Source organism: Chryseobacterium sp. ON_d1, from assembly GCF_006829085.1.
GTDB lineage: Bacteria > Bacteroidota > Bacteroidia > Flavobacteriales > Weeksellaceae > Chryseobacterium.
The window spans coordinates 117,190-136,949 of the sequence record NZ_BJTC01000011.1 but is presented as its reverse complement, the minus strand read 5'-3'; the positions used below and the strand labels follow the sequence as shown (position 1 = coordinate 136,949).

General features: G+C 36.9%; 18 protein-coding genes. 10 read left to right on the top strand and 8 right to left on the bottom strand.

Translation table 11 applies throughout. The features are described from left to right. Positions 1 to 13 precede the first annotated feature (13 nt). Genes fusA through rpsL form a run of 3 tightly spaced genes read right to left on the bottom strand, consistent with a single transcriptional unit; the run spans position 14 to position 3,051 of the window. On the bottom strand, positions 14 to 2,131 hold the full coding sequence (fusA, locus tag CRS_RS17690; RefSeq protein WP_142725326.1) for an elongation factor G: 2,118 nt from the start codon (positions 2,129 to 2,131) through the stop codon (positions 14 to 16). A 6-nt stretch (positions 2,132 to 2,137) separates the two neighbouring features. Beyond that, positions 2,138 to 2,614: a 30S ribosomal protein S7 gene (gene rpsG, locus CRS_RS17685; protein ID WP_062673583.1), complete on the bottom strand. Its 477-nt coding sequence runs from the start codon at positions 2,612 to 2,614 to the stop codon at positions 2,138 to 2,140. Positions 2,615 to 2,637: 23 nt separating this feature from the next. Beyond that, positions 2,638 to 3,051: a 30S ribosomal protein S12 gene (gene rpsL / locus CRS_RS17680; RefSeq protein WP_002983146.1), complete on the bottom strand. Its 414-nt coding sequence runs from the start codon at positions 3,049 to 3,051 to the stop codon at positions 2,638 to 2,640. Between the two features lie 420 nt (positions 3,052 to 3,471). Here rpsL and CRS_RS17675 point away from each other — a divergent pair, with 420 nt between their 5' ends. From CRS_RS17675 to CRS_RS17650, 6 genes are all read left to right on the top strand, one after another. Continuing rightward, a complete protein-coding gene (locus tag CRS_RS17675) occupies positions 3,472 to 3,948 on the top strand; it encodes a Dps family protein (RefSeq protein WP_079240229.1) in 477 nt (158 codons plus the stop codon). Positions 3,949 to 4,043: 95 nt separating this feature from the next. Continuing rightward, complete coding sequence (gene pncB, locus CRS_RS17670) at positions 4,044 to 5,222, top strand: nicotinate phosphoribosyltransferase (RefSeq protein ID WP_142725325.1); 1,179 nt, start codon at positions 4,044 to 4,046, stop codon at positions 5,220 to 5,222. Between the two features lie 3 nt (positions 5,223 to 5,225). Beyond that, positions 5,226 to 5,693, top strand: coding sequence for a YciI family protein (locus CRS_RS17665; RefSeq protein ID WP_142725324.1), 468 nt, complete (start codon positions 5,226 to 5,228; stop codon positions 5,691 to 5,693). Further along, the gene (locus tag CRS_RS17660; protein ID WP_142725323.1) at positions 5,674 to 6,438 is read left to right on the top strand and encodes a hypothetical protein; all 765 of its coding nucleotides are present in this window, start codon (positions 5,674 to 5,676) and stop codon (positions 6,436 to 6,438) included. The genes CRS_RS17665 and CRS_RS17660 overlap by 20 nt, the downstream gene beginning before the upstream one ends. 230 nt (positions 6,439 to 6,668) lie before the next feature. Further along, positions 6,669 to 6,923 (top strand): hypothetical protein, encoded by a 255-nt coding sequence (locus CRS_RS17655; RefSeq protein ID WP_142725322.1) that lies wholly within the window; start codon positions 6,669 to 6,671, stop codon positions 6,921 to 6,923. Between the two features lie 73 nt (positions 6,924 to 6,996). Continuing rightward, the gene (locus CRS_RS17650) at positions 6,997 to 7,752 is read left to right on the top strand and encodes a DUF5995 family protein (protein WP_142725321.1); all 756 of its coding nucleotides are present in this window, start codon (positions 6,997 to 6,999) and stop codon (positions 7,750 to 7,752) included. A 75-nt stretch (positions 7,753 to 7,827) separates the two neighbouring features. Here the strand turns inward: CRS_RS17650 and CRS_RS17645 are convergent, their stop codons facing one another. The 5 genes from CRS_RS17645 to CRS_RS17625 form a co-directional block, all read right to left on the bottom strand. Further along, positions 7,828 to 10,914 carry an efflux RND transporter permease subunit gene (locus CRS_RS17645; protein ID WP_142725320.1) on the bottom strand — a complete coding sequence of 1,029 codons (3,087 nt, stop codon included), beginning with the start codon at positions 10,912 to 10,914 and terminating at the stop codon, positions 7,828 to 7,830. Next, entirely contained in the window at positions 10,914 to 12,029 is a 1,116-nt protein-coding gene (locus CRS_RS17640; RefSeq protein WP_142725319.1) for an efflux RND transporter periplasmic adaptor subunit, read from the bottom strand. The genes CRS_RS17645 and CRS_RS17640 overlap by 1 nt, the downstream gene beginning before the upstream one ends. Before the next feature lie 3 nt (positions 12,030 to 12,032). Next, positions 12,033 to 13,307, bottom strand: a complete 1,275-nt coding sequence (locus CRS_RS17635; protein WP_142725318.1) for a TolC family protein — start codon at positions 13,305 to 13,307, stop codon at positions 12,033 to 12,035. Between the two features lie 146 nt (positions 13,308 to 13,453). Further along, on the bottom strand, positions 13,454 to 14,815 hold the full coding sequence (locus CRS_RS17630; RefSeq protein ID WP_142725317.1) for a HAMP domain-containing sensor histidine kinase: 1,362 nt from the start codon (positions 14,813 to 14,815) through the stop codon (positions 13,454 to 13,456). A 2-nt stretch (positions 14,816 to 14,817) separates the two neighbouring features. Continuing rightward, positions 14,818 to 15,492: a response regulator transcription factor gene (locus CRS_RS17625; protein WP_142725316.1), complete on the bottom strand. Its 675-nt coding sequence runs from the start codon at positions 15,490 to 15,492 to the stop codon at positions 14,818 to 14,820. Positions 15,493 to 15,716: 224 nt separating this feature from the next. On the opposite strand from CRS_RS17625, the gene rmuC reads away from it, so the two are divergent. The 4 genes from rmuC (at position 15,717) to CRS_RS17605 (ending at position 19,745) form a co-directional block, all read left to right on the top strand. Continuing rightward, positions 15,717 to 17,222, top strand: coding sequence for a DNA recombination protein RmuC (rmuC, locus tag CRS_RS17620; protein WP_142725315.1), 1,506 nt, complete (start codon positions 15,717 to 15,719; stop codon positions 17,220 to 17,222). Between the two features lie 12 nt (positions 17,223 to 17,234). Further along, positions 17,235 to 18,074: a LytTR family DNA-binding domain-containing protein gene (locus CRS_RS17615; RefSeq protein ID WP_142725314.1), complete on the top strand. Its 840-nt coding sequence runs from the start codon at positions 17,235 to 17,237 to the stop codon at positions 18,072 to 18,074. 91 nt (positions 18,075 to 18,165) lie between these two features. Then, on the top strand, positions 18,166 to 18,957 hold the full coding sequence (locus tag CRS_RS17610) for a CPBP family intramembrane glutamic endopeptidase (RefSeq protein ID WP_142725313.1): 792 nt from the start codon (positions 18,166 to 18,168) through the stop codon (positions 18,955 to 18,957). A 20-nt stretch (positions 18,958 to 18,977) separates the two neighbouring features. Next, positions 18,978 to 19,745, top strand: coding sequence for an RNA methyltransferase (locus CRS_RS17605; protein WP_142725312.1), 768 nt, complete (start codon positions 18,978 to 18,980; stop codon positions 19,743 to 19,745). The last annotated feature ends 15 nt before the right edge of the window (positions 19,746 to 19,760 follow it).

Sequence of the window (19,760 nt, the reverse complement as noted above, 5' to 3'; positions counted from 1 at the left end):
TTTAATTTAAAAATTAACCTTTTGCTTTAGCTATGATTTCTTCAGCAACGTTTTGTGGAGTAGCCTGGTACTTCTCTAATTCCATAGAAGAAGTAGCTCTTCCTGATGAAAGTGTTCTTAGAGTAGTTACATATCCAAACATTTCAGAAAGTGGAACAGAACCTTTGATTACAACAGCACCGTTTTTCTCTTCCTGACCACTGATAGTACCTCTTCTCTTGTTAAGGTCACCAATGATGTTACCCATGTATTCTTCAGGAGTTACAACTTCCAGTTTCATAATAGGCTCCATAATTACTGGCTTAGCAGCACGTCCCGCTTCTTTAAATCCTAATTTAGCAGCCATTTCAAATGAAAGAGCATCAGAATCCACTGCGTGGAAAGATCCATCTTTAAGAACCACTTTAATACCTTCAACTTCGAAACCAGCCAATGGACCGTTCTTCATTGCAGCTTTAAATCCTTTTTCAATTGCAGGAACAAATTCTCTAGGAACGTTACCACCTTTGATCTCATTGATGAATTCTAAACCAACTTTACCTTCGTCTGCAGGTCCTAGTTCAAATACAATGTCAGCAAATTTACCTTTACCTCCAGATTGCTTTTTGTAAACCTCTCTGTGGCTGGCAACTTTTGTTAAGTTTTCTTTGTACTCTACCTGAGGCTGTCCTTGGTTTACTTCAACTTTGAACTCTCTCTTCATACGGTCAACAATGATATCTAAGTGAAGCTCACCCATACCAGAGATGATCGTTTGTCCAGAAGCTTCGTCAGTTCTAACAGTAAACGTTGGATCTTCTTCTGCCAATTTAGCTAAAGCGTTACCCATTTTATCCTGGTCAGCTTTAGTTTTAGGCTCAACAGCGATACCAATTACCGGATCAGGGAAAACCATAGATTCAAGAATGATCGGGTTTTTCTCATCACACATTGTATCACCAGTTTTGATAGACTTGAATCCTACCGCAGCACCAATATCACCAGCTTCAATATATTCTACCGGATTTTGTTTGTTAGCGTGCATCTGATAGATTCTTGAGATTCTTTCTTTATCACCTGAACGAGTGTTCAAGATATAAGAACCTGCATCCAGTCTTCCAGAGTAAGCTCTGAAGAATGCTAATCTTCCCACGAACGGGTCAGTAGCAATCTTAAATGCTAAAGCTGCGAAAGGCTCGTCTACAGATGGCTTTCTTGTAATTTCAGCATCAGTTCTTGGATCAGTACCTTTGATGTCATCTTTATCCAATGGAGATGGTAAGTATTTACATACTGCATCTAACATAAACTGTACTCCTTTGTTCTTAAATGAAGAACCACAAGTCATTGGGATAATAGATAAATCGATAGTTGCAGCTCTCAATGCAGCATTGATTTCTTCTTCTGTAATTGAATCCGGATCTTCAAAGAATTTCTCCATCAAAGTTTCGTCATACTCAGAAACAGCTTCAACTAATTTCTCTCTATATTCAAGAACTTCATCTTTCATGTCTTCAGGAATTGGCACTACTTCGAAAGTAGCTCCTTGTCCTGCTTCATCCCAGATGATCGCTCTGTTTTTAATTAAGTCAACAACCCCTTTGAAATCTTCTTCAGCACCGATTGGTAAAACGATTGGAACTGCGTTAGATCCTAACATTTCTTTAACCTGGTTTACCACGTTAAGGAAGTCAGCACCCTGTCTGTCCATTTTGTTTACGAATCCCATTCTAGCAACCTTGTAGTTGTCAGCAAGTCTCCAGTTTGTTTCAGACTGAGGCTCTACTCCATCTACTGCAGAGAATAAGAATACCAATCCATCCAATACTCTTAAAGATCTGTTTACCTCTACTGTGAAGTCAACGTGTCCCGGTGTATCAATGATGTTGAAGTGGTAAGGCTTAGTTTCAGCAACAGGTTTTCCTTGATCTGTTGGAAAGTTCCAAGAACAAGTAGTCGCTGCAGAAGTAATAGTAATACCTCTTTCTGCTTCCTGCTCCATCCAGTCCATTGTAGAAGCACCATCGTGAACTTCTCCAATTTTGTGGTTTACCCCTGTATAGAATAGAATCCTTTCTGTAGTGGTAGTCTTACCTGCGTCAATGTGAGCAGCGATACCAATATTTCTTGTATATTTAAGATCTCTTCCCATTTCAGATTAGAATTTGAAGTGTGAGAAAGCTTTATTAGCTTCCGCCATTTTGTGAGTATCAGATTTCTTTTTGAAAGCAGCACCTTCTTCTCTTGAAGCAGCTACTACTTCGTTAGCTAATTTCAAAGCCATTGACTTATCATTTCTAGCTTTAGAATATTTGATTAACCATTTCATTGCCATAGAAATTTTTCTGTCAGCTCTGATTGGCATAGGGATCTGGAAGTTAGCTCCACCTACTCTTCTAGAACGTACTTCTACGTGAGGCATTACATTTGTAAGTGCATCTTTCCAGATTTCAAGTGCAGTTTTCTCGTTATCTCCTTTTTTAGTTTCTACGATATCTAATGCATCATAGAAAATTTTGAATGCGATTGACTTCTTACCGTCAAGCATTAAATTGTTTACGAATCTCGTTACCAATTGATCATTAAATTTCGGATCTGGTAACAACGGTCTTTTTTTCGCTTTTGTCTTTCTCATTGCTTTTGTACCTTATTTAATGATTACTTTTTCTTTCCTTTTGCAGGAGCAGCTGCTGCTTGTCCTGGTTTAGGTCTCTTAGCTCCGTACTTAGATCTTCTCTGTGTTCTTCCATTTACACCAGCTGTGTCTAATGCACCTCTTACGATGTGGTAACGTACTCCCGGTAGGTCTTTCACCCTTCCGCCTCTAACCAATACTATCGAGTGCTCTTGAAGATTGTGTCCTTCGCCCGGGATATAGGCATTCACTTCTTTACCGTTAGAAAGTCTTACCCTTGCTACTTTTCTAAGTGCAGAGTTAGGTTTCTTAGGTGTAGTAGTATATACTCTCGTACATACACCACGTCTTTGTGGACAAGAATCAAGGGCAGCCGATTTGCTCTTCTTGGCAAGCGTGGCTCTTCCTTTTCTTACTAATTGTTGAATAGTAGGCATTTAATTGCTTTTTATTTTAGGGTGCAAAAATAGGAATATTTTTTTAATCTGCAAATACTTATATAAAAATTAAAATCAAATACTTACATCAAAAATAGAAGACATTTCAATGTGGCAATCAGGGAAGCACAATATACATGCGGAAAAGAAACCAAAAAGAAGTTATTCTTGAGCTTTAAAAATGAGTATTAAATAATTATGAAATCTGTATAATCATCCACAAATCCATCCGATATATCCAAACTATATTTAAAAATTTCCTCATAGTTATCATCTATTAACAATCAGCTATGTTCGGCACGATATTTCGTAAATTTGAGATATCAATGATCAACTTATTCAATCACCACAGAATCAATATTTCATTCTATCAGAATAAAACCGGTGATTAATTAACTTTAGAAAAATAAATATATACATATGAAAAATGCTAGTATCATTGGCCTTAAAGAAGCCGACTGCAAAAAGATCTCAGAAAAATTAAATGTACTGTTAGCCAACTACTCTGTATTTTATCAGAATACAAGAGGTTCACACTGGAACATCAAAGGAGAGCAGTTCTTTACCCTTCATCCCAAATTCGAAGAATTATACAACAGTCTTGTATTAAAAATTGACGAAATTGCAGAAAGAATTCTGACATTAGGAGCAACACCGGCTCATAACTATTCAGATTATTTAAAGGTAGCAACCATCAAAGAAAGCAAAGAAGTAACAGATGGCACCAAAAGTGTTGAGCAGATTTTAAGTTCATTCAAAGTAGTGATTGATCTGCAGAGAGAACTTTTGGATATTACCGATGAAGCAGGAGATGAAGGTACCAACTCTCAGATGAGCGACTATATTACAGAACAGGAGAAAGAAGTTTGGATGTACAATTCTTATCTTGGAAAATAACTCCATCAAAAGCATGGAAATATTTCAAAAAAATCGCCTTACATTTAGGCGATTTTATTTTTTATTTTTATATTTGCGTTAAAATTACACATATTATGAACGACGTAAGACTGAATTCTATCCTGGATAATGATTTTTATAAAATAACGATGCAGAATGCTGTGGTAAAATTATTTCCCAGCTCTATTGTAAAGTACGAATTCATCAATAGAGGAAAACATCACTTCCCGGAAGGATTTGACGTTGCTTTAAGAGAAGCTGTGAATAAAATGGCCGAACTTAAACTTACGAAAGATGAAAAAAAGTTCATGGCAAGAACATGTCCTTATATAGATCTACCCTACCTTGATTTTTTGGAAGGCTATCATTACGACCCGTCTGAAGTGAAAATTCATCAGGAGGGAGGTGATCTTTCTGTTATTGTTGAAGGACTTTGGTACAGAACCATCCTTTGGGAGGTTCCGCTGCTTGCTTTGATCAGTGAACTGCATTATGAAATGAACCACATGGAAAGAGATTCTAATGAAGTGGTCATGAGCAAAACGATTGAAAAAGCGGACTCATTAGGCAGACTTGGAGTAACCTTTGCAGAGTTCGGAACCAGAAGAAGACATTCTTATAAGGTACAGAATCTTGTAATGGAAGCCTTGACTCAGAAAAAGGATTCTACTTTTATCGGAAGCTCAAATGTTCATTTTGCAATGAAATATGGGGTAAAACCCATTGGAACGCATGCTCACGAATGGTTTATGTTTCATGCTGCTGAATACGGATTCAAAATGGCTAACGAAATGGCCCTGGAACATTGGGTAGATGTCTACAGAGGAGATCTTGGAGTGGCTTTGTCCGATACTTATACTACCGATGTTTTCTTCCAGCAGTTCGATAAAAAATTTGCAAAGCTTTTTGATGGCGTACGTCACGACAGTGGAGATGCCCTTGAATTTGCAGATAAGACCATTGCCCACTATCAAAGAAACGGTATTAATCCTATGTTTAAATACATTATTTTTTCGGATGCATTGAATCTTGAAAAGGTAGAAGAAATTACTAACTATTGCAGAGGAAAAATCGGCATTTCATTTGGAATAGGGACCAATCTTACTAACGATGTAGGACTAAAACCAATGAATATTGTCATGAAGCTGATCGGTGTGCAGGCCCCTAATAAAGAATGGATCCCTACGGTAAAGCTTTCCGATGAGCATGGCAAATATACGGGGGATCCTAAAATGATCGAGCTGGCTAAAGAGTTTTTAAGAATTAAAAACTAAAATATGAAACTAAAAATTTCACTCATACTTACCGTTCTGGCTACAGGACTGATTTTTGCCCAGCAGAAAGCAGAGAAACCGAAATTCAATCAGGAACTGGCAACTTCTTTAGGTGCAGATAAGTATGGAATGAGGCCCTATACAGTGGTCATGTTGACAACAGGCACTGCCAAGATTGAAGACAAAGCCCAAATGAGCGAACTGATGAAAGGCCATATGACCAATATCGGCAAACTGGCCAATGAAGGTAAAATTGTTGTAGCCGGACCTTTTCTTGAAAAGAATAAAGAGAATTACCGCGGTATGTTTATCTTCAATACGAAATCTAAGGAAGAAGCCGAACAGTGGGTAAAAACAGATCCGGCAGTTCAGGCCGGTGTGTTCAATTACGAAATCTTTCCTTGGTATGGTTCCGCAGCCCTGCCTTTGTACCTTAAACATCATGGTGAAATTGCAAAAGAAAATCCTTAAACAAAATAAAGCACAAATACTTTTCGTACTTATCTCATTATTATTTATGCAAAGCTGTAGTAAACAGCCAGCTATTTTTGAGTTTACCACTGAGAAGGTTGACATAGACATTTTTGATGATCTTAAAAAATTAAAAGATTTACCTCCCGCCGGATTTCTTTATAGCGATACCCAATATGAAATATGGAAAACCTGTTCGGGAGAATGGGGAGGAACTGTTTATTTTAAAAATAAAAAATCAGGAAAAATATATTACGCAAAAGCCAACTGCCCTGTTTCTGTAAATAAAATTAATAATAAGTATTATATATCAAGTTCCATGTCACATCTTTTTGGCAGTTCAGATATTCTAGAAATTACTGATCCTGAAAAAATGGAACAGACTACTAAAATTCCTCTTTATCATCCTAGTATTATTACAAGGGAATACGAATCCCGCTCCTCACAAGGAACAAAAGCATTGATAGATACTGCTGGAGTCATTATAATGTCAAGCTTTGTATATAAACAAAAATTATATTCAATTCTATCAAATTCTCACAATACACGAGCTACAATTTCAGAGCTTCGAAATAACAAATTCTATACAATACAGGAAATTGATAAGGACTTTTTTTCTGATGAGCCCATCATTATAAAGGAATCAGAAACTCATCAGAAAATTTATATTCAGCATCCCCAGCCCTGTATTCTTGAAATTAAGGAAAATAAAATCAAGTTTACTTCTTATGCAAATAAAAAATAAAGAGATAACCTTTCATATAATCTTCACGTCCCTTTCACACCTCTCTTTACTGGAAATCAAACACTCAACCTACACATTAAAGCATTATATTTCAAATAATTACTAATAAACACATATAAATATTTCTTGCATCAATGAATTAATTTAATTACTTTAGCTATTGAGTGATTCAACTTACTTATTTAATTGTGAGCGAGTTACCAACCAAACTATAATTAAAAATTAATCTCATGAAAAAAATGAATTTTACAAAACTTTTGAGAGCAGAACTGAAAGATGTGTTCGGAGGAACGCTGTATCCGGCAGAATGTCCCGGAGGATGTCATGGTGAAGGCATGATCAGATGTCCTGACGGTACTACCACAATGACCAATTTTATATGCATGGGGGGAACCTGTCAACCGGCTGCCATGTGCAAACCCCTGGTTCTTGAGCCTTTTCCTGATCCGATAATCATCACTGATCCGTTGATCATTACCCCATAATCAGAATGAACAATACATAAAGTGAGCTTACCCGCTCACTTTTTTAGTATCTTTAAATCAACAAAAAACCATCATGAAAACCATTGAGGAAGTTCTGAAAAAACTGGATGAGATTATTATCTGGTGCAAGGAAAATAAAAGTACTGCAGGATATTTTGCATGCACTTACCGAATTATGACAGCACAGGTTCTGAAAGGAATTCAGCAGAAAAAATTTGAAGACAATCCGAGGATGACTTCGCTTGATATTGCTTTTGCACAGAGGTATCTTCAGGCATGGGACAGTTACAGCAAGGGAGAGAAATGTACCAATTCATGGTATATCGCCTTCGAAGCCACAAAGAATAAAGATCTTCTGATCTTACAGCATATTTTTTTGGGAATGAATGCACATATCAATCTGGATCTGGGTATTTCCGCTGCATCTATTATGCCTTACCGAAAGATAAACCCATTGAAAAGAGATTTTGAAAACATTAATAGCGTCATTGCTTCCATTAATCAGAACGTACAGGATTCACTGAATAAAATCTGCTATCCTGTAGATCTTATTGATAAACTTTCGAATGGGAAAGATAATGCCGTACTTGATTTTGCTATTTCCAAAGCAAGAGATACTTCCTGGGCTACCGCTGTGATTGCCTCCAATACTCCGAATTTCTTAAGAGAATCAGTAACCGGTATTGTTGATTATGCAGCCGCCAGAGTTGCCACTCAAATTCTGAATCCAAAAATCCTCACTCCTACTCTTCTAAAAGAGCTTAAAAAATGTGAGAGCAATGATATAGTGAAGAATATTGAAATATTGGAATTTACAAAGAATTCATAACAAAAAAAAGGCCGGGATCTTCCTCACGGATCCCGACCTCATAATGAACAAAATAAAAGAAACTATAGTACTTCCTTATGCCTTTTTACGGTAGGCATAATGGAAAATAATAGGCAATATTGTGAATGACAGCAGCATACAGACAATCAATCCTCCTACAATCATAATGGCTAAAGGCTTCTGAATTTCGGAACCCATCCCGTTTGACATAGCGGCAGGAAGAAGTCCCATAGATCCCATCAGGGCGATCATCACCACAGGACGAATTCTGCTCTTTACTCCTTCTGCAATGGATTCTTTAAGAGACATTCTGTTTTGCAGGTTCTCTTTCATCACCCCAATCAGAACAATTCCGTCAATAGTTGCCACTCCGAAAAGAATGATAAAACCGATTCCTGCTGAAATTCCGAAGATAGTTCCCGTAAACCAAAGGGATAAAAATCCTCCGATAAATGCAAATGCCAGTGTAATGGACGAAATCAATGTGTCTTTTATATTTCCGAAGTTGAAATACAGCAGCATCAGAATAAGAACTAAAGAAATCGGTACAACCATAGCCAGCTGTTTTGCTGCTCTTTCCTTGCTCTCAAATTCACCGGCCCACGTCATCTTATGATTTTTCGGAAGCTTCACTTCTTTCTCTACTTTTTCTTTTGCTTCTTTGATGGTACTTCCGAGATCACGCCCTTCAATATTAAATCCTACTCCGATATATCTGCTGTTTCCTTCCCGGTAAATAAATGACGGTCCGGTATGATAATCAATGGTGGCGATTTCCTTCAGTGGAACCTTTTTGTTATCCTGAGTCGGGATAAGGATATTTCCCATCTTTTCAGGTGTATCCCGATATTGTTTTTCAAATCTCAGCATTACATCAAACATTCTTTCCTCTTCGTAGAATTTGGTAGCAGCCTGCCCGCCAATTGTCATTTCAATAACAGCCTGAGCATCCGCAGTAGAAACCCCGTATTTTGCCATTTTGGAATCATGAAGCTGTATTCTCAATTCCGGAAGTCCGATATTTTTGAAAACATTTACATCTGATATTCCGGAAACTGTTCTGATGGAACCGGCCACTTTATTGGCATAATTTTCAAGTTCGAAAAGATCATTTCCAAAAATTTTAATGACCAGCGGAGCTTTTACCCCTGCCACATATTCTTCTACATTATCCTGTATCGGCTGACTGAATCCAAAGTTGATTCCCGGATACTTTTCAAGTGAAACTCTCATTTCTTCAAGAAGTTCTTCCTTGGATATTTTTTTCTTCCATTCATTTTCAGGTTTCAGCTGGATATTAAATTCAATATTAAAGAAACCGGTGGGATCTGTTCCGTCGTTGGGACGGCCGGTCTGCGTCATAACAAATTTTACTTCATCATATTTCATTAAAATCTCTTTCATCTCTTTAGTTAACCGTACTGACTCGTCCAGATTGACACTGTTGGGAAGGGTTGCCCTTACATAAATGGCTCCTTCGTTCAGTTTGGGTAAAAACTCAGACCCGTAATTTGAAAATCTCCAGCCGCAAATGGCAAGCAAAGCAACAAAACCAATGATGAAACCTTTTTTGTGACGGTCGCTGAATTCATAGATTCTATAGATATTGACTCTGAAAAATCTTGAAATAAAATTTTCTTTCTCTTCAATATTTTTAGTCAGTAAAAGTTTACACATTGCCGGAACGTAAGTCAAACTCAGGATCAAGGATCCTAACAGTGCATATCCCAGAGTAAATGCCAGAGGAGAGAACATCTTACCTTCTACTTTCTGGAAAGAGAAAATCGGCATCAGGGCAACAATAAGAATCAACAGAGCGAAGAAAATATAGCCTGCCACACTTCCTGCACTTTTCTTGATGATTCCCAGCTTCGAAATTTTATTGAATCTCCGCAGTCCTATCTTTTTCGCTTTGAGCTCGAGGGCAACAAAGACATGTTCCACAATCACCAGTGTTCCTTCCAGAAGCAATCCGAAATCTAATGCTCCCATGGAAATCAGGTTGGCTGGCAACCCCTGAATTTTAAGCATAATAATAGCAAACAGGAAAGCCAGAGGAATCACTGAAGCTACAATGAAAGTCGTTCTCCAGTTATAAAGGAAAATAAATACAATGACAGAAACGAGAATAACTCCTTCAACAAGATTTTTGGAAACAGTATGAACCGTAGTGTTTACAAGTTCTGTACGGTCGATGATGGGAACAATCTGAACATCACCGGGAAGCTCTCCCCCGTTCAGCTGTTCAATTCTGTCTTTCAGTTTTGCGATCACTTCACTTGGGTTTTCACCACGAAGCATAATCACGATTCCTTCTACAACATCATTTTCTTTGTTATACCCTACCTGTCCTAATCTCGGTTTTGCAGAAACTTTTACCTCTGCAACATGTTTCACCAAAATAGGGGTAGAACCTTTAACCTCTATCTGAATATTCTCAATATCCTCTTTTCTCTCCAAAAGACCAATCCCCCGCACTACATAGGCCTGATCTCCTTTTGCCACTACATCTCCTCCTACATTGATATTACTTTTCGAAACCGCTTCATACACATCCAGGGGGGAAAGGTCATAATTGTGTAACTCCGTAGGATTAATTTTTATTTCATAGGTTTTCTCTTCTCCACCAAAACTTACTACATCAGCTACCCCGGGAACGGCAAGCAATTCTCTTTCAACCACCCAATCCTGAATGGCAGTCACTTCTTTAATAGGAAGTTTACTCTTGATGATATACCGGTAAATTTCACCGGTTGCCCCGGAAGGCGGTTCAATGCTGTATTCTGCTCCGGCAGGAAGATTTACGTTTCCGAGTTTATTGGAAGCGTACTGCTGTGCATAAAAATCATTGACATGATCATCAAAGATAACCGTTACCACAGATAACCCGAACAGGGAAATAGAGCGTACCGATGTTTTATTCGGAATAGCGTTCATTTCCTTTGATATAGGTAAGGTGACAAATTTTTCTATTTCTTCAGCGCTTCTTCCCGGCCATTGGGTAATAACCCTCACCCTGGTATTGGTAACATCAGGAAATGCTTCAATAGGTGTATGCATATAGGAATAGATTCCTCCGGCCAGCAAAAGAAAAGTTCCCAAAAGAACGATCAGTGAGTTTTTTAAAGAGAAGGAAACTATATTCTGTACAAATTTTCGCATTACTTCGTGGAGTTATTTAATTGGTTTTTCAGGTTTTCATAGATCAGCAGCCCATTGGAAGCGATGATATTTTCACCTGGCTTTAAATTTCCTTCTATATAAATATACCGGCTGTTGGAAGCAATTTCAGTGACAGGTCTGATTTCAAGCTCACAGTCTTTTTTATACACGACTACATAGCTTTGATTGTTATCGAAGATCAAAGCCTTTGCAGGAATAGCCAATGCGCTTTTATTCTGTGAATTAATTGGCAGTACAACATCTGCAGACATTCCGGGTCTCAGCTTCATTCCGTTATTATCCATAATGATTTTGGCTTTAAGCACTCTTTCATTTTCATTAAAGACCTGGGAAATATTGTTGATTTTACCAGAGAAACTGTCATCCGGATAAGCCAGTGTTTTTACCACTACAGGCTGATCTACATAAACATGCCTCATATTGGTAGCGTATACATTCGCCATTACCCAGACTTTGTCCAGATTGGAAATGGTAAACAGCTGCTCTCCCCCAGCGGTAACAGGCATTCCTTTGGAAATATTCTTTGAAATAACATATCCGTCTGCCGGAGCTTTTATCTGAATGGTATTTCCTCCTGCTGAGTACAGCTGCATATTTTTCTGCGTTTTGGAAATATTAGATTGCAATATGGCGACTTCAGAACGTGCTTCCTGTAAATCTTTCTGAGAGGCAATATCATCTTTATACATCGCTTCTACAGAAGACAGCTTTCTTTTCGCAACCGCCAGCTGAGCCTGAAGAGTCTGCGTATCATCCTGCATTTCGTTTACAGCGGTACTCTTTACGCTCGCCAGTGTCTGCCCCTTTTTCACATAATCTCCAAGGGAGAAATAAGTATCAATCACCACTCCGTCCACGAGACTTACAAAAGGAACTGTTTTGTCCGAATTACTTTCCACTTCTCCGGTGAGCGTAATACTTTCTTCTATGGGAAGCATTTCTGCTTTAGCCAGTTTAATATCTTTCTTAAGCTCTTTGCTGATGCAATAGCCTTTTTCAGCTTCTTTATTTTCTTTTTCTCCGGTACAACCTGTAAAGATTACTAAGGCAGACAGGTAGATGGCAGCAATGTATTGAGTAGTATTCTTGTTCATATCTTATAAGTCTTGTCCTACAGCATACTGCAGGTTTTCGTAGTATTGATTAAGTTCTTTTTTAGTATCCAGTATGATCATTTTGTTTCCTATGTAAGTATCCAGAAAATCCATATACTCCAGCATGCTGATATTTCTTAGTCTGAAGTTTTTCTCATGGCTTACCAGCAAACCGTCCAGTGTAGACTCGTAATTTTCATCGATCTCTTCTGAAACTTTCTGCGTCCGGATATAGTTCCTGAAAACAGAGATAATTTCATTCTCTGATTTCAGCATATTTTTACGGGTCTCCAATTTGCTTTTCTCAATCTCCAGTTTGGCTTCCTGGATATTTCCTTTATTTCGGTCGAAAATGGGCAGATCCATAGAAATTCCTAATCCTATAAAGTCTTTCATGATATTTCCTCCCCGGTCGTATCCTATAGAAAGGGCAACATCCGGAGTTTTCATGGCATTTTGAATTTCCAGGTTTTTGGCAGCGTGCTTTTCATTATTCTTTGCGATCAGAATATCAGGACGGTTTTCTTTAGCTTTTTCCATCCATTGGGTCACTTCCAGCTCTGAAAGTTGTTTTTCAGGCATGATGAATGGATCAGAAATAATCAGATAAGACTGTGACGGCAGCATCAATAAGGCTTTAAGCTCAACCTGCTGGTCCTCAATTTCCTGTTTTAATGAAATCAGTTTCTTTTTGAATTCAATTTCCTGTGCTTTCAGACGGACATATTCAGCTTTACTGATGTTTCCAAGGCTTAGTTGGTTATTGTATGATTTCGTTAATTTTTCAATGGAAGCAATCTGTCCCTGATAGATCTTCTGCTGTTCCTGGTTGTAAAGAATTTCGGTAATGGTATTTCTCAGTGTTTTCTTAAGCTCCCGTAAGACTTCCTGCAGCTCATACTTCTCTCCTTCCACTTCTATTTTCTGCAGTTCAATATTTTTCCGTCTTTTACCCGCAGTCTGAATCACCTGTTCTATCTCAGCAGAAATCTGGCTGTTTTTCCCCCAGTTTCCAATCAATGCGGGTTGTTCTTCAATATCATAGGTCCTCCAAAGATTAACTTCGCTGATACTTAATTTGGGATTGGGCCAGTATTTAGCCTGAACAGCTCTTGCTTCAGCTTGTGAAATGTCAAGCTTTTGTGCAATCAGATCCAGGTTTTTAGTCAAAAAAAGCGTTTCAGCCTCTTTTCTGCTGATCTTCATGGTATCTGAAATCTGCGCTGAAAAGAAACTGAAACAATGAATATAAAATAGGGTAAAAAATAGCTTCTTCAAGGTCTCTTATTTTAAGACCACAAAGCTATTTGTCTAAGATTAGACGGAATTTTAAACAAAATTAAAATTCGGTTAGTTCAACATTAGAGTTTGATTAGAACTTTTTTAAAACATGAAAAACATGAACATTTTCTCGAATAGCACAATCAAAAATGAACAGGAAATTTAAGAAGAACGCTTGTTCCAACATTGACAATAGAATCAATTTCCATCTGAATATTATGGTGATCAAAGATGTTTTTTGAAAGAGAAAGGCCAATTCCACTGCCTTTCACCGTATCTACATTTTTTCCTCTGTAAAAAGTTTCAGATATTTTGGCAAGATCTTCAGAAGGAATTCCTCTTCCTTCATCTTTTACCCGGATATGCAGCTGGCTGTCTTTTTCTGATAATGTAATCACGACAGGTTTATCAAAAGAATATTTGATGGCATTTTCTACAATATTATACAATGCCAGATACAACAGGGTCTCATTTCCCGGAAATTCCAGCAAAGCGGGTTTTGTTACCTTAAGCTCTATTTTAATGGATGAATTGTTTTCTTTTGCTTTGGGTTCCAGTTTTTCATAGATTTTCCAGATCAGCTCATCCACTCTCATTGGTTGATGAGAAGATTCAAGTTTTGTCATTCCGGACATCAGCAAAAGATTGTTAAGAATATTTTCAATCTCATATACATTTTCCAATGACTCTTTTGCCACCTCTCTGTATTCTTCAGGAGTCCGGTCCTTTTGGGCGAAAACTTCAAGATTTCCAGAGATAGCTGCTAAGGGAGTTTTAAATTCATGAGAAACATAATTGATAAAGTTCTGCTGTAAGAGTACATTTTCAGAAATTCTTCCCAGCAGTTTATTATAAGATTTAATAAGCTCTTCGACTTCATCATTGGTATTGGTAGAAGTAATTGCGGTAGAAATATTATTATAATCCACTTTATTAATGCGTTCCACTACATTCGAAATAGGCTTATAAACGACCTTCGAAAGATATCTGCTCAGGAAATAGATCACTAAGAGTCCCACTATCAGCACAGAAAGCATAATGATTGCCAGTCTCAGGATCTGCGACTGAAAAGAATCATTCGGGGACTTTACAAAAACGACAAAGTCACCCTGATTGTCCGGATAAAAAATACCATAATAGAATTGGTTATCAGACATAAACTGCAGACCTTTATTATTTCTTACAGCCTTCAAATGAGAAAGTTTTATATTCTTATCATTCAGATTATGTCCAAAAGTTACCTTGTTATTCTGATTGTAAACCGCAACCCTGTTGTTCTGAATCAGATGATTGTATTCTTTTTTGATCTGGGCATGCCGATCTTTAGGAAGCTCATCTTTTTCCAGATAATAAATAGCAGAAATAAGGGCCGTATTTCTCAGTTTTTCAAAATAAAAAATCTTGGTACTGTCATAATAGGCAAAGAATATCACCGCAGATGTGATGATAGAGACAATGCCAAATGAAAGGCTTGAAATAAGGGTAAACCTGTTTCTGAGAGTCATTTTCAGTCTTTAATCAAGTATCCTGTTCCTTTTACGGTATGAATAATTTTCTGCTCTGTTTCATCAATTTTATTACGCACATAGGAAATATAGACATCCACTACATTCGTCGTATTATCAAAATCAATTCCCCATACTTTATGTAAAATCTGGGTTCTGCTCAGCACCTTATTTTTATTCTCCATCAGGAAAGTAAAAAGCTTGTATTCTGTAGGCGAGAATTCTATTTCCTTATCATTCTGTGTCACTTTATGAAGATCTGTATCAATAGTAATATTTCCACATGATAAACACTGATCTTCTTTCTGGTAGCTCAGTTTATTTCTCCTGGTTAGCGCTTTGATTCTTGAAATCAATTCTTCAAAATGAAATGGTTTTGACAGATAATCATCAGCGCCCATGTCCAGCATTTTGATTTTATCATCCGGGCTGTTCAAAGCACTTAATACGAGAATTGGAGTATAATTTCCTTTAAACCTTATCACTTGTGTAAGCTGCATCCCATCCAAACCTGGAAGCATGATATCCATTAATATAATATCAAAATCATAGCTGTGAAGAAGTTCGCGTGCCTTTTCTCCTGAATCTGCAAGGGTCATATTGTAACCGGCCTCTGAAAGGCCTTTTATCAGAAAATTGCTGATTCTTTGATCATCTTCTACCAACAAAATATTCATAAGTTTCTGAAATTTCCTATAAATATAGGTATTCTAATTAAGAAAGGAGGCCGGAGGATGGAAGAGGGAGATAATGGAGTCTTATATAAAACAATTGTTCTTCATTTTATACACCTTTAAAAAAACATTGACATTACTTAAAAAAACAGTCAGTTCTTACCTGCACAGAAGTAACTTCCAACATCCTTCTTCCAGCTTCCAGCCTTTTTTCATAATTTTGGAAGATGGAGATGATATATTTAATTATTGGGTTAATTGCCGGTGGTATACTAGGCGCAGTAATATTGTATTTTGTGTTGAAATCATCTATGGTTTCAAGAAGTTCTTATGATACGCTGAATAGCTTATCGATTAAAACCCAGTCTGATCTTGAAAATTCAAACCTGAAAATTCAGGAACTTCTTCAGAATATTAGCAAAGAGAAAGAGACCAATATCTTGCAGCAGGATTTACTGGATGATCTGAAAAATGAATTTTCTAAAGTCTCCGCCGAATATTCTGCTTTAAATATTCAGTTTCAGGAATTAAAACAAATCAATCAGAGACAGACTTCTCAGATAGAAAACCATATCCTGGAAAAGCAGACCCTTTTTGCTAAAAACTCTGAACTTTCTGCCAAAAATGAAGGTCTGCAACAGTCTCTCGACACTCAGAAAGAAGAAATTATCAAGATCCAGGAAGATTCTAAACTCCAGTTTGAGAACCTTGCCAATAAAATTTTAGAAGAGAAAACTGAAAAGTTTACTACTTTAAATCAAAATAACTTAAAAAATATCCTTGAGCCTTTTCAGGAGAAAATTGCTGACTTAAAAAACAAAGTCAATGAAGCCTATGAAAAGGAAAATAAAGAACGTTTCTCTCTTGCAGAAAAAGTGAAAGAGCTGGCAGAACTGAACCAGCAGATTTCTGAAGATGCTAAAAAACTTACCCGGGCTCTGAAAGGAGAAAGTAAAACCCAGGGAAACTGGGGGGAGATGATTCTGGAAAGTATTCTGGAAAAATCCGGACTGGTAAAAGGAAGAGAATATTTCCTGGAACATGAATTACGTGATGAAGACAATAAAGCTTTATTCTCAGAATTCTCCGGGAAGAAAATGCGTCCTGATGCCGTGGTCAAATATCCTGATGAAAGAAACGTGATTATTGACTCTAAAGTTTCTCTTACGGCTTTCACAGAATTGGTAGATGAAACTGACGCTGATATATATGCTATCAAACTGAACCAGCACCTTGGATCTATCAAGAACCATATTAACCAGCTAAGTCAGAAAGCATATGATGATTATGGAAAATCACTGGATTTCGTGATGATGTTCATTCCTAGTGAGCCGGCTTATATCGCAGCAATGCAGGCAGATCAGAATCTTTGGAATTATGCTTATGAAAGAAGAATCCTGCTTCTTAATCCAAGCAATCTGATCACTTCCCTGAAGCTGATTGCCGATCTGTGGAAACGTGAATATCAAAACCGAAACTCCATAGAAATTGCTGAACGCGGCGCCAGGCTTTATGACAAATTCGTAGGCTTTGTAGAAAATCTGGAAAAAGTAGGGCGAAATCTGGATCAGGCTAAAAATGTTTATAATGATGCTTATAAACAGCTCTACACCGGAAATGACAACCTTGTGGTCCAGACCCAAAAACTGAAATCATTAGGAATTAAAAATAAAAAAGATCTGCCGCAAAGTCTCATTGACAATAGTAATCTTATTGAACCATCAGAAAGCTAAATCCCGGTTTGTATGTTTTCTTTTGCATCATATCCTTACCCCAAATCCGAATCTTTCAAAGAAATTTTAGTTTCTTCGCTGGGAGCAGGAGTTTCTGTGTATTCGTTTCTGATTATTTTTCAGCCTTTTGGCACGGAAAACTTTCAACACCCTTACAAATTCTTACTACTTTTTCCCTATTGCGTAATCTTTGGAACAGTATTTTTAATGGCCAATCTTATAACTTTCCGTTTTACCCACTGGAATATTGGTGCAGAGCTTTTAAAAATAATTTTCATCTTATTTTTTGGTTCAGTTCTATCCTACTTTTACAATTCATTATTCTTAAGCCACGTAGAACTTGACCTGGGCAATTATTTTTATATGTTCCTATATTCCCTTGCCGTTGGAATACCAATTTCAATCATCTATATTTTATCCCGGTACATCTATTTAAAGAATATTAACGAAAAGAAAGCACACACTATTTCTCAACATCTTCCCGTTCCATCTCCTGAACAACAACAGAATCTGTTAAAAATATCAGCCCAGAATACAGAGCTTAGGATCAATGAAAAAGATTTTCTTTGCGCTCAGTCCATGGAAAACTACTGTACGTTTTACTTTTTGGAGAATAACAGCTTAAAAAAAACATTGATCAGAATAAGCTTTTCTAATGCTTTACAACAAATCGAAACTGATTCTGTCAAAAAATGCCACCGTTCCTATATTGTCAATCTTAGAAGAGTAAAAAATCTCAAAGGAAATGCTCAGGGTTACAAATTAATTCTTCCGGAAATTGACTTTGAAATTCCGGTTTCCAGAAGTTTTATTCCTTCAATTATTCCTCAATTACAACAGCAGAATCCATAATTTTTGTCATTCGTCACTCTTCTTTGTTATTCATCACATTAAAATGAAAGCATAGATTTAAAGCCACATTTTTGCTCAAAATTTAACAGACATGAGTAAAAACATCCGCTTCTTTTTCATCTTTATTCTAGGTTTTACAATCTATTATTTCTTCGATTTTTTCTTTTTTAAAAACATTCAGACGTTTTCAAAAAATTGGTTTCATAGCAAAGCCATTGCCCATATAATAGCTTATTCAGTAACTTTAATTCCACTGATGGCTACATTAAAAATTTTGTTACCCAAAAGAAATATTTCAGATCTGCTTTCATTAAACAGGCCTGTTATCAAAGGATTTTCTTTTGCGGTTATCGGAACGCTTCCTATGCTTATCGGATATATGATTCATTTTAAAGCAGTCAGTAAAATAAATTTGGAAACCTTGTTTATCAATACCTTTTCATCAGCATTTTTTGAAGAGATCATTTTTAGAGCTTTTCTTATTGGAGCATTATATCGCTTTACCCGACTTGGTTTTTTATCATCTGCCTTATTCGGTTCACTGCTATTTGCGCAGGTGCATTTATACCAAAGTCAAAATATAAAAGAGCTTATTGAGATATTTACCATTACGTTCTTAGGATCAATATTCTTCGCATGGGCCTATTTTGAGTCGGAATTCAACTTATGGACCGCCATATTTCTTCATTTCTTTATGAATCTGTACTGGGAAATCTTTAATGTATCGGAAAATGTTTCAGGAAATCTCTATGGAAATCTGTATAAACTGATATCAATTGTAGTCCTGATTGCAGTTATCATCTGGTTTAAAAGAAAAAATAAAATCCCGTTTGAGGTCACCTGGAAAAGCCTTTTTATCAAAACCAGAGAAATTCAATCATAAATTTTGCATAATTTTGCGGAATGTTGATAGAAAGTTTTCAAAACGATAAAATAAAAAATGTCACTAAGCTCCTTACTGACAACAGGTTTCGTAAAAAATCAAAAGTTTTTGTAGTAGAGGGCCAGCAGGAAAATGAAAGGGCAATGCAGTATAATTTTGAGCCTCTGGAGTTTTTTATCTGCGAAAATATCTTTAAAGGGAGCCTTCCCGGTGGAAAAATCCATTATGTAAGCGAGAAAGTATATGAAAAAATTGCTTACAGAGGAAGTTCAGAAGGTATTATCGGGATCTACCAGACAAAAGACACTCCACTTTCTTCATTTAACCCTAAAGAAAATTCTACGGTGATTATTGTGGAAGGGGTCGAAAAACCAGGAAATCTTGGAGCCATTTTAAGAAGCTGTGAAGCTTTTGGAATTGATGCGTTAATTGTCGCTGACGGAAAAACCGACTTCTATAATCCTAATGTGATCAGATCCAGTGTAGGCTGCCTTTTCGGGATGGAAGTATACCAGGCTGAAAATGAAGAGACATTTGAATTCCTTCAAAAAAACAGTTTCAATATTTACACAACGCTTATGGATGAAAGTGCCGAAGATCTTTACAAAAGAGACTTCAGACAACGTTCTGCCGTATTATTCGGTACAGAACATTCCGGATTAAGTGATTTCTGGATTGGGAAAGGAAAAAACACTTTGATTCCTATGGCAGGAAGTATTGATTCTTTAAATCTGAGTAATGCAGTAGCGATTACCTGCTATGAATCTTTGAAACAGAAAAAAGGATAAACAGTTGGTGTAATT

Bases quoted from the DNA above. Each gene is read 5' to 3' on its own strand.
- rpsL (WP_002983146.1), bottom strand. From the start codon at position 3,051: ATGCCTACTATTCAACAATTAGTAAGAAAAGGAAGAGCCACGCTTGCC.
- CRS_RS17645 (WP_142725320.1), bottom strand. From the start codon at position 10,914: ATGCGAAAATTTGTACAGAATATAGTTTCCTTCTCTTTAAAAAACTCA.
- pncB (WP_142725325.1), top strand. From the start codon at position 4,044: ATGAACGACGTAAGACTGAATTCTATCCTGGATAATGATTTTTATAAA.
- CRS_RS17615 (WP_142725314.1), top strand. From the start codon at position 17,235: ATGTTTTCTTTTGCATCATATCCTTACCCCAAATCCGAATCTTTCAAA.
- CRS_RS17655 (WP_142725322.1), top strand. From the start codon at position 6,669: ATGAAAAAAATGAATTTTACAAAACTTTTGAGAGCAGAACTGAAAGAT.
- CRS_RS17675 (WP_079240229.1), top strand. From the start codon at position 3,472: ATGAAAAATGCTAGTATCATTGGCCTTAAAGAAGCCGACTGCAAAAAG.
- CRS_RS17630 (WP_142725317.1), bottom strand. From the start codon at position 14,815: ATGACTCTCAGAAACAGGTTTACCCTTATTTCAAGCCTTTCATTTGGC.
- CRS_RS17665 (WP_142725324.1), top strand. From the start codon at position 5,226: ATGAAACTAAAAATTTCACTCATACTTACCGTTCTGGCTACAGGACTG.
- CRS_RS17625 (WP_142725316.1), bottom strand. From the start codon at position 15,492: ATGAATATTTTGTTGGTAGAAGATGATCAAAGAATCAGCAATTTTCTG.
- fusA (WP_142725326.1), bottom strand. From the start codon at position 2,131: ATGGGAAGAGATCTTAAATATACAAGAAATATTGGTATCGCTGCTCAC.
- CRS_RS17650 (WP_142725321.1), top strand. From the start codon at position 6,997: ATGAAAACCATTGAGGAAGTTCTGAAAAAACTGGATGAGATTATTATC.
- CRS_RS17610 (WP_142725313.1), top strand. From the start codon at position 18,166: ATGAGTAAAAACATCCGCTTCTTTTTCATCTTTATTCTAGGTTTTACA.
- rmuC (WP_142725315.1), top strand. From the start codon at position 15,717: ATGGAGATGATATATTTAATTATTGGGTTAATTGCCGGTGGTATACTA.
- rpsG (WP_062673583.1), bottom strand. From the start codon at position 2,614: ATGAGAAAGACAAAAGCGAAAAAAAGACCGTTGTTACCAGATCCGAAA.
- CRS_RS17640 (WP_142725319.1), bottom strand. From the start codon at position 12,029: ATGAACAAGAATACTACTCAATACATTGCTGCCATCTACCTGTCTGCC.
- CRS_RS17605 (WP_142725312.1), top strand. From the start codon at position 18,978: ATGTTGATAGAAAGTTTTCAAAACGATAAAATAAAAAATGTCACTAAG.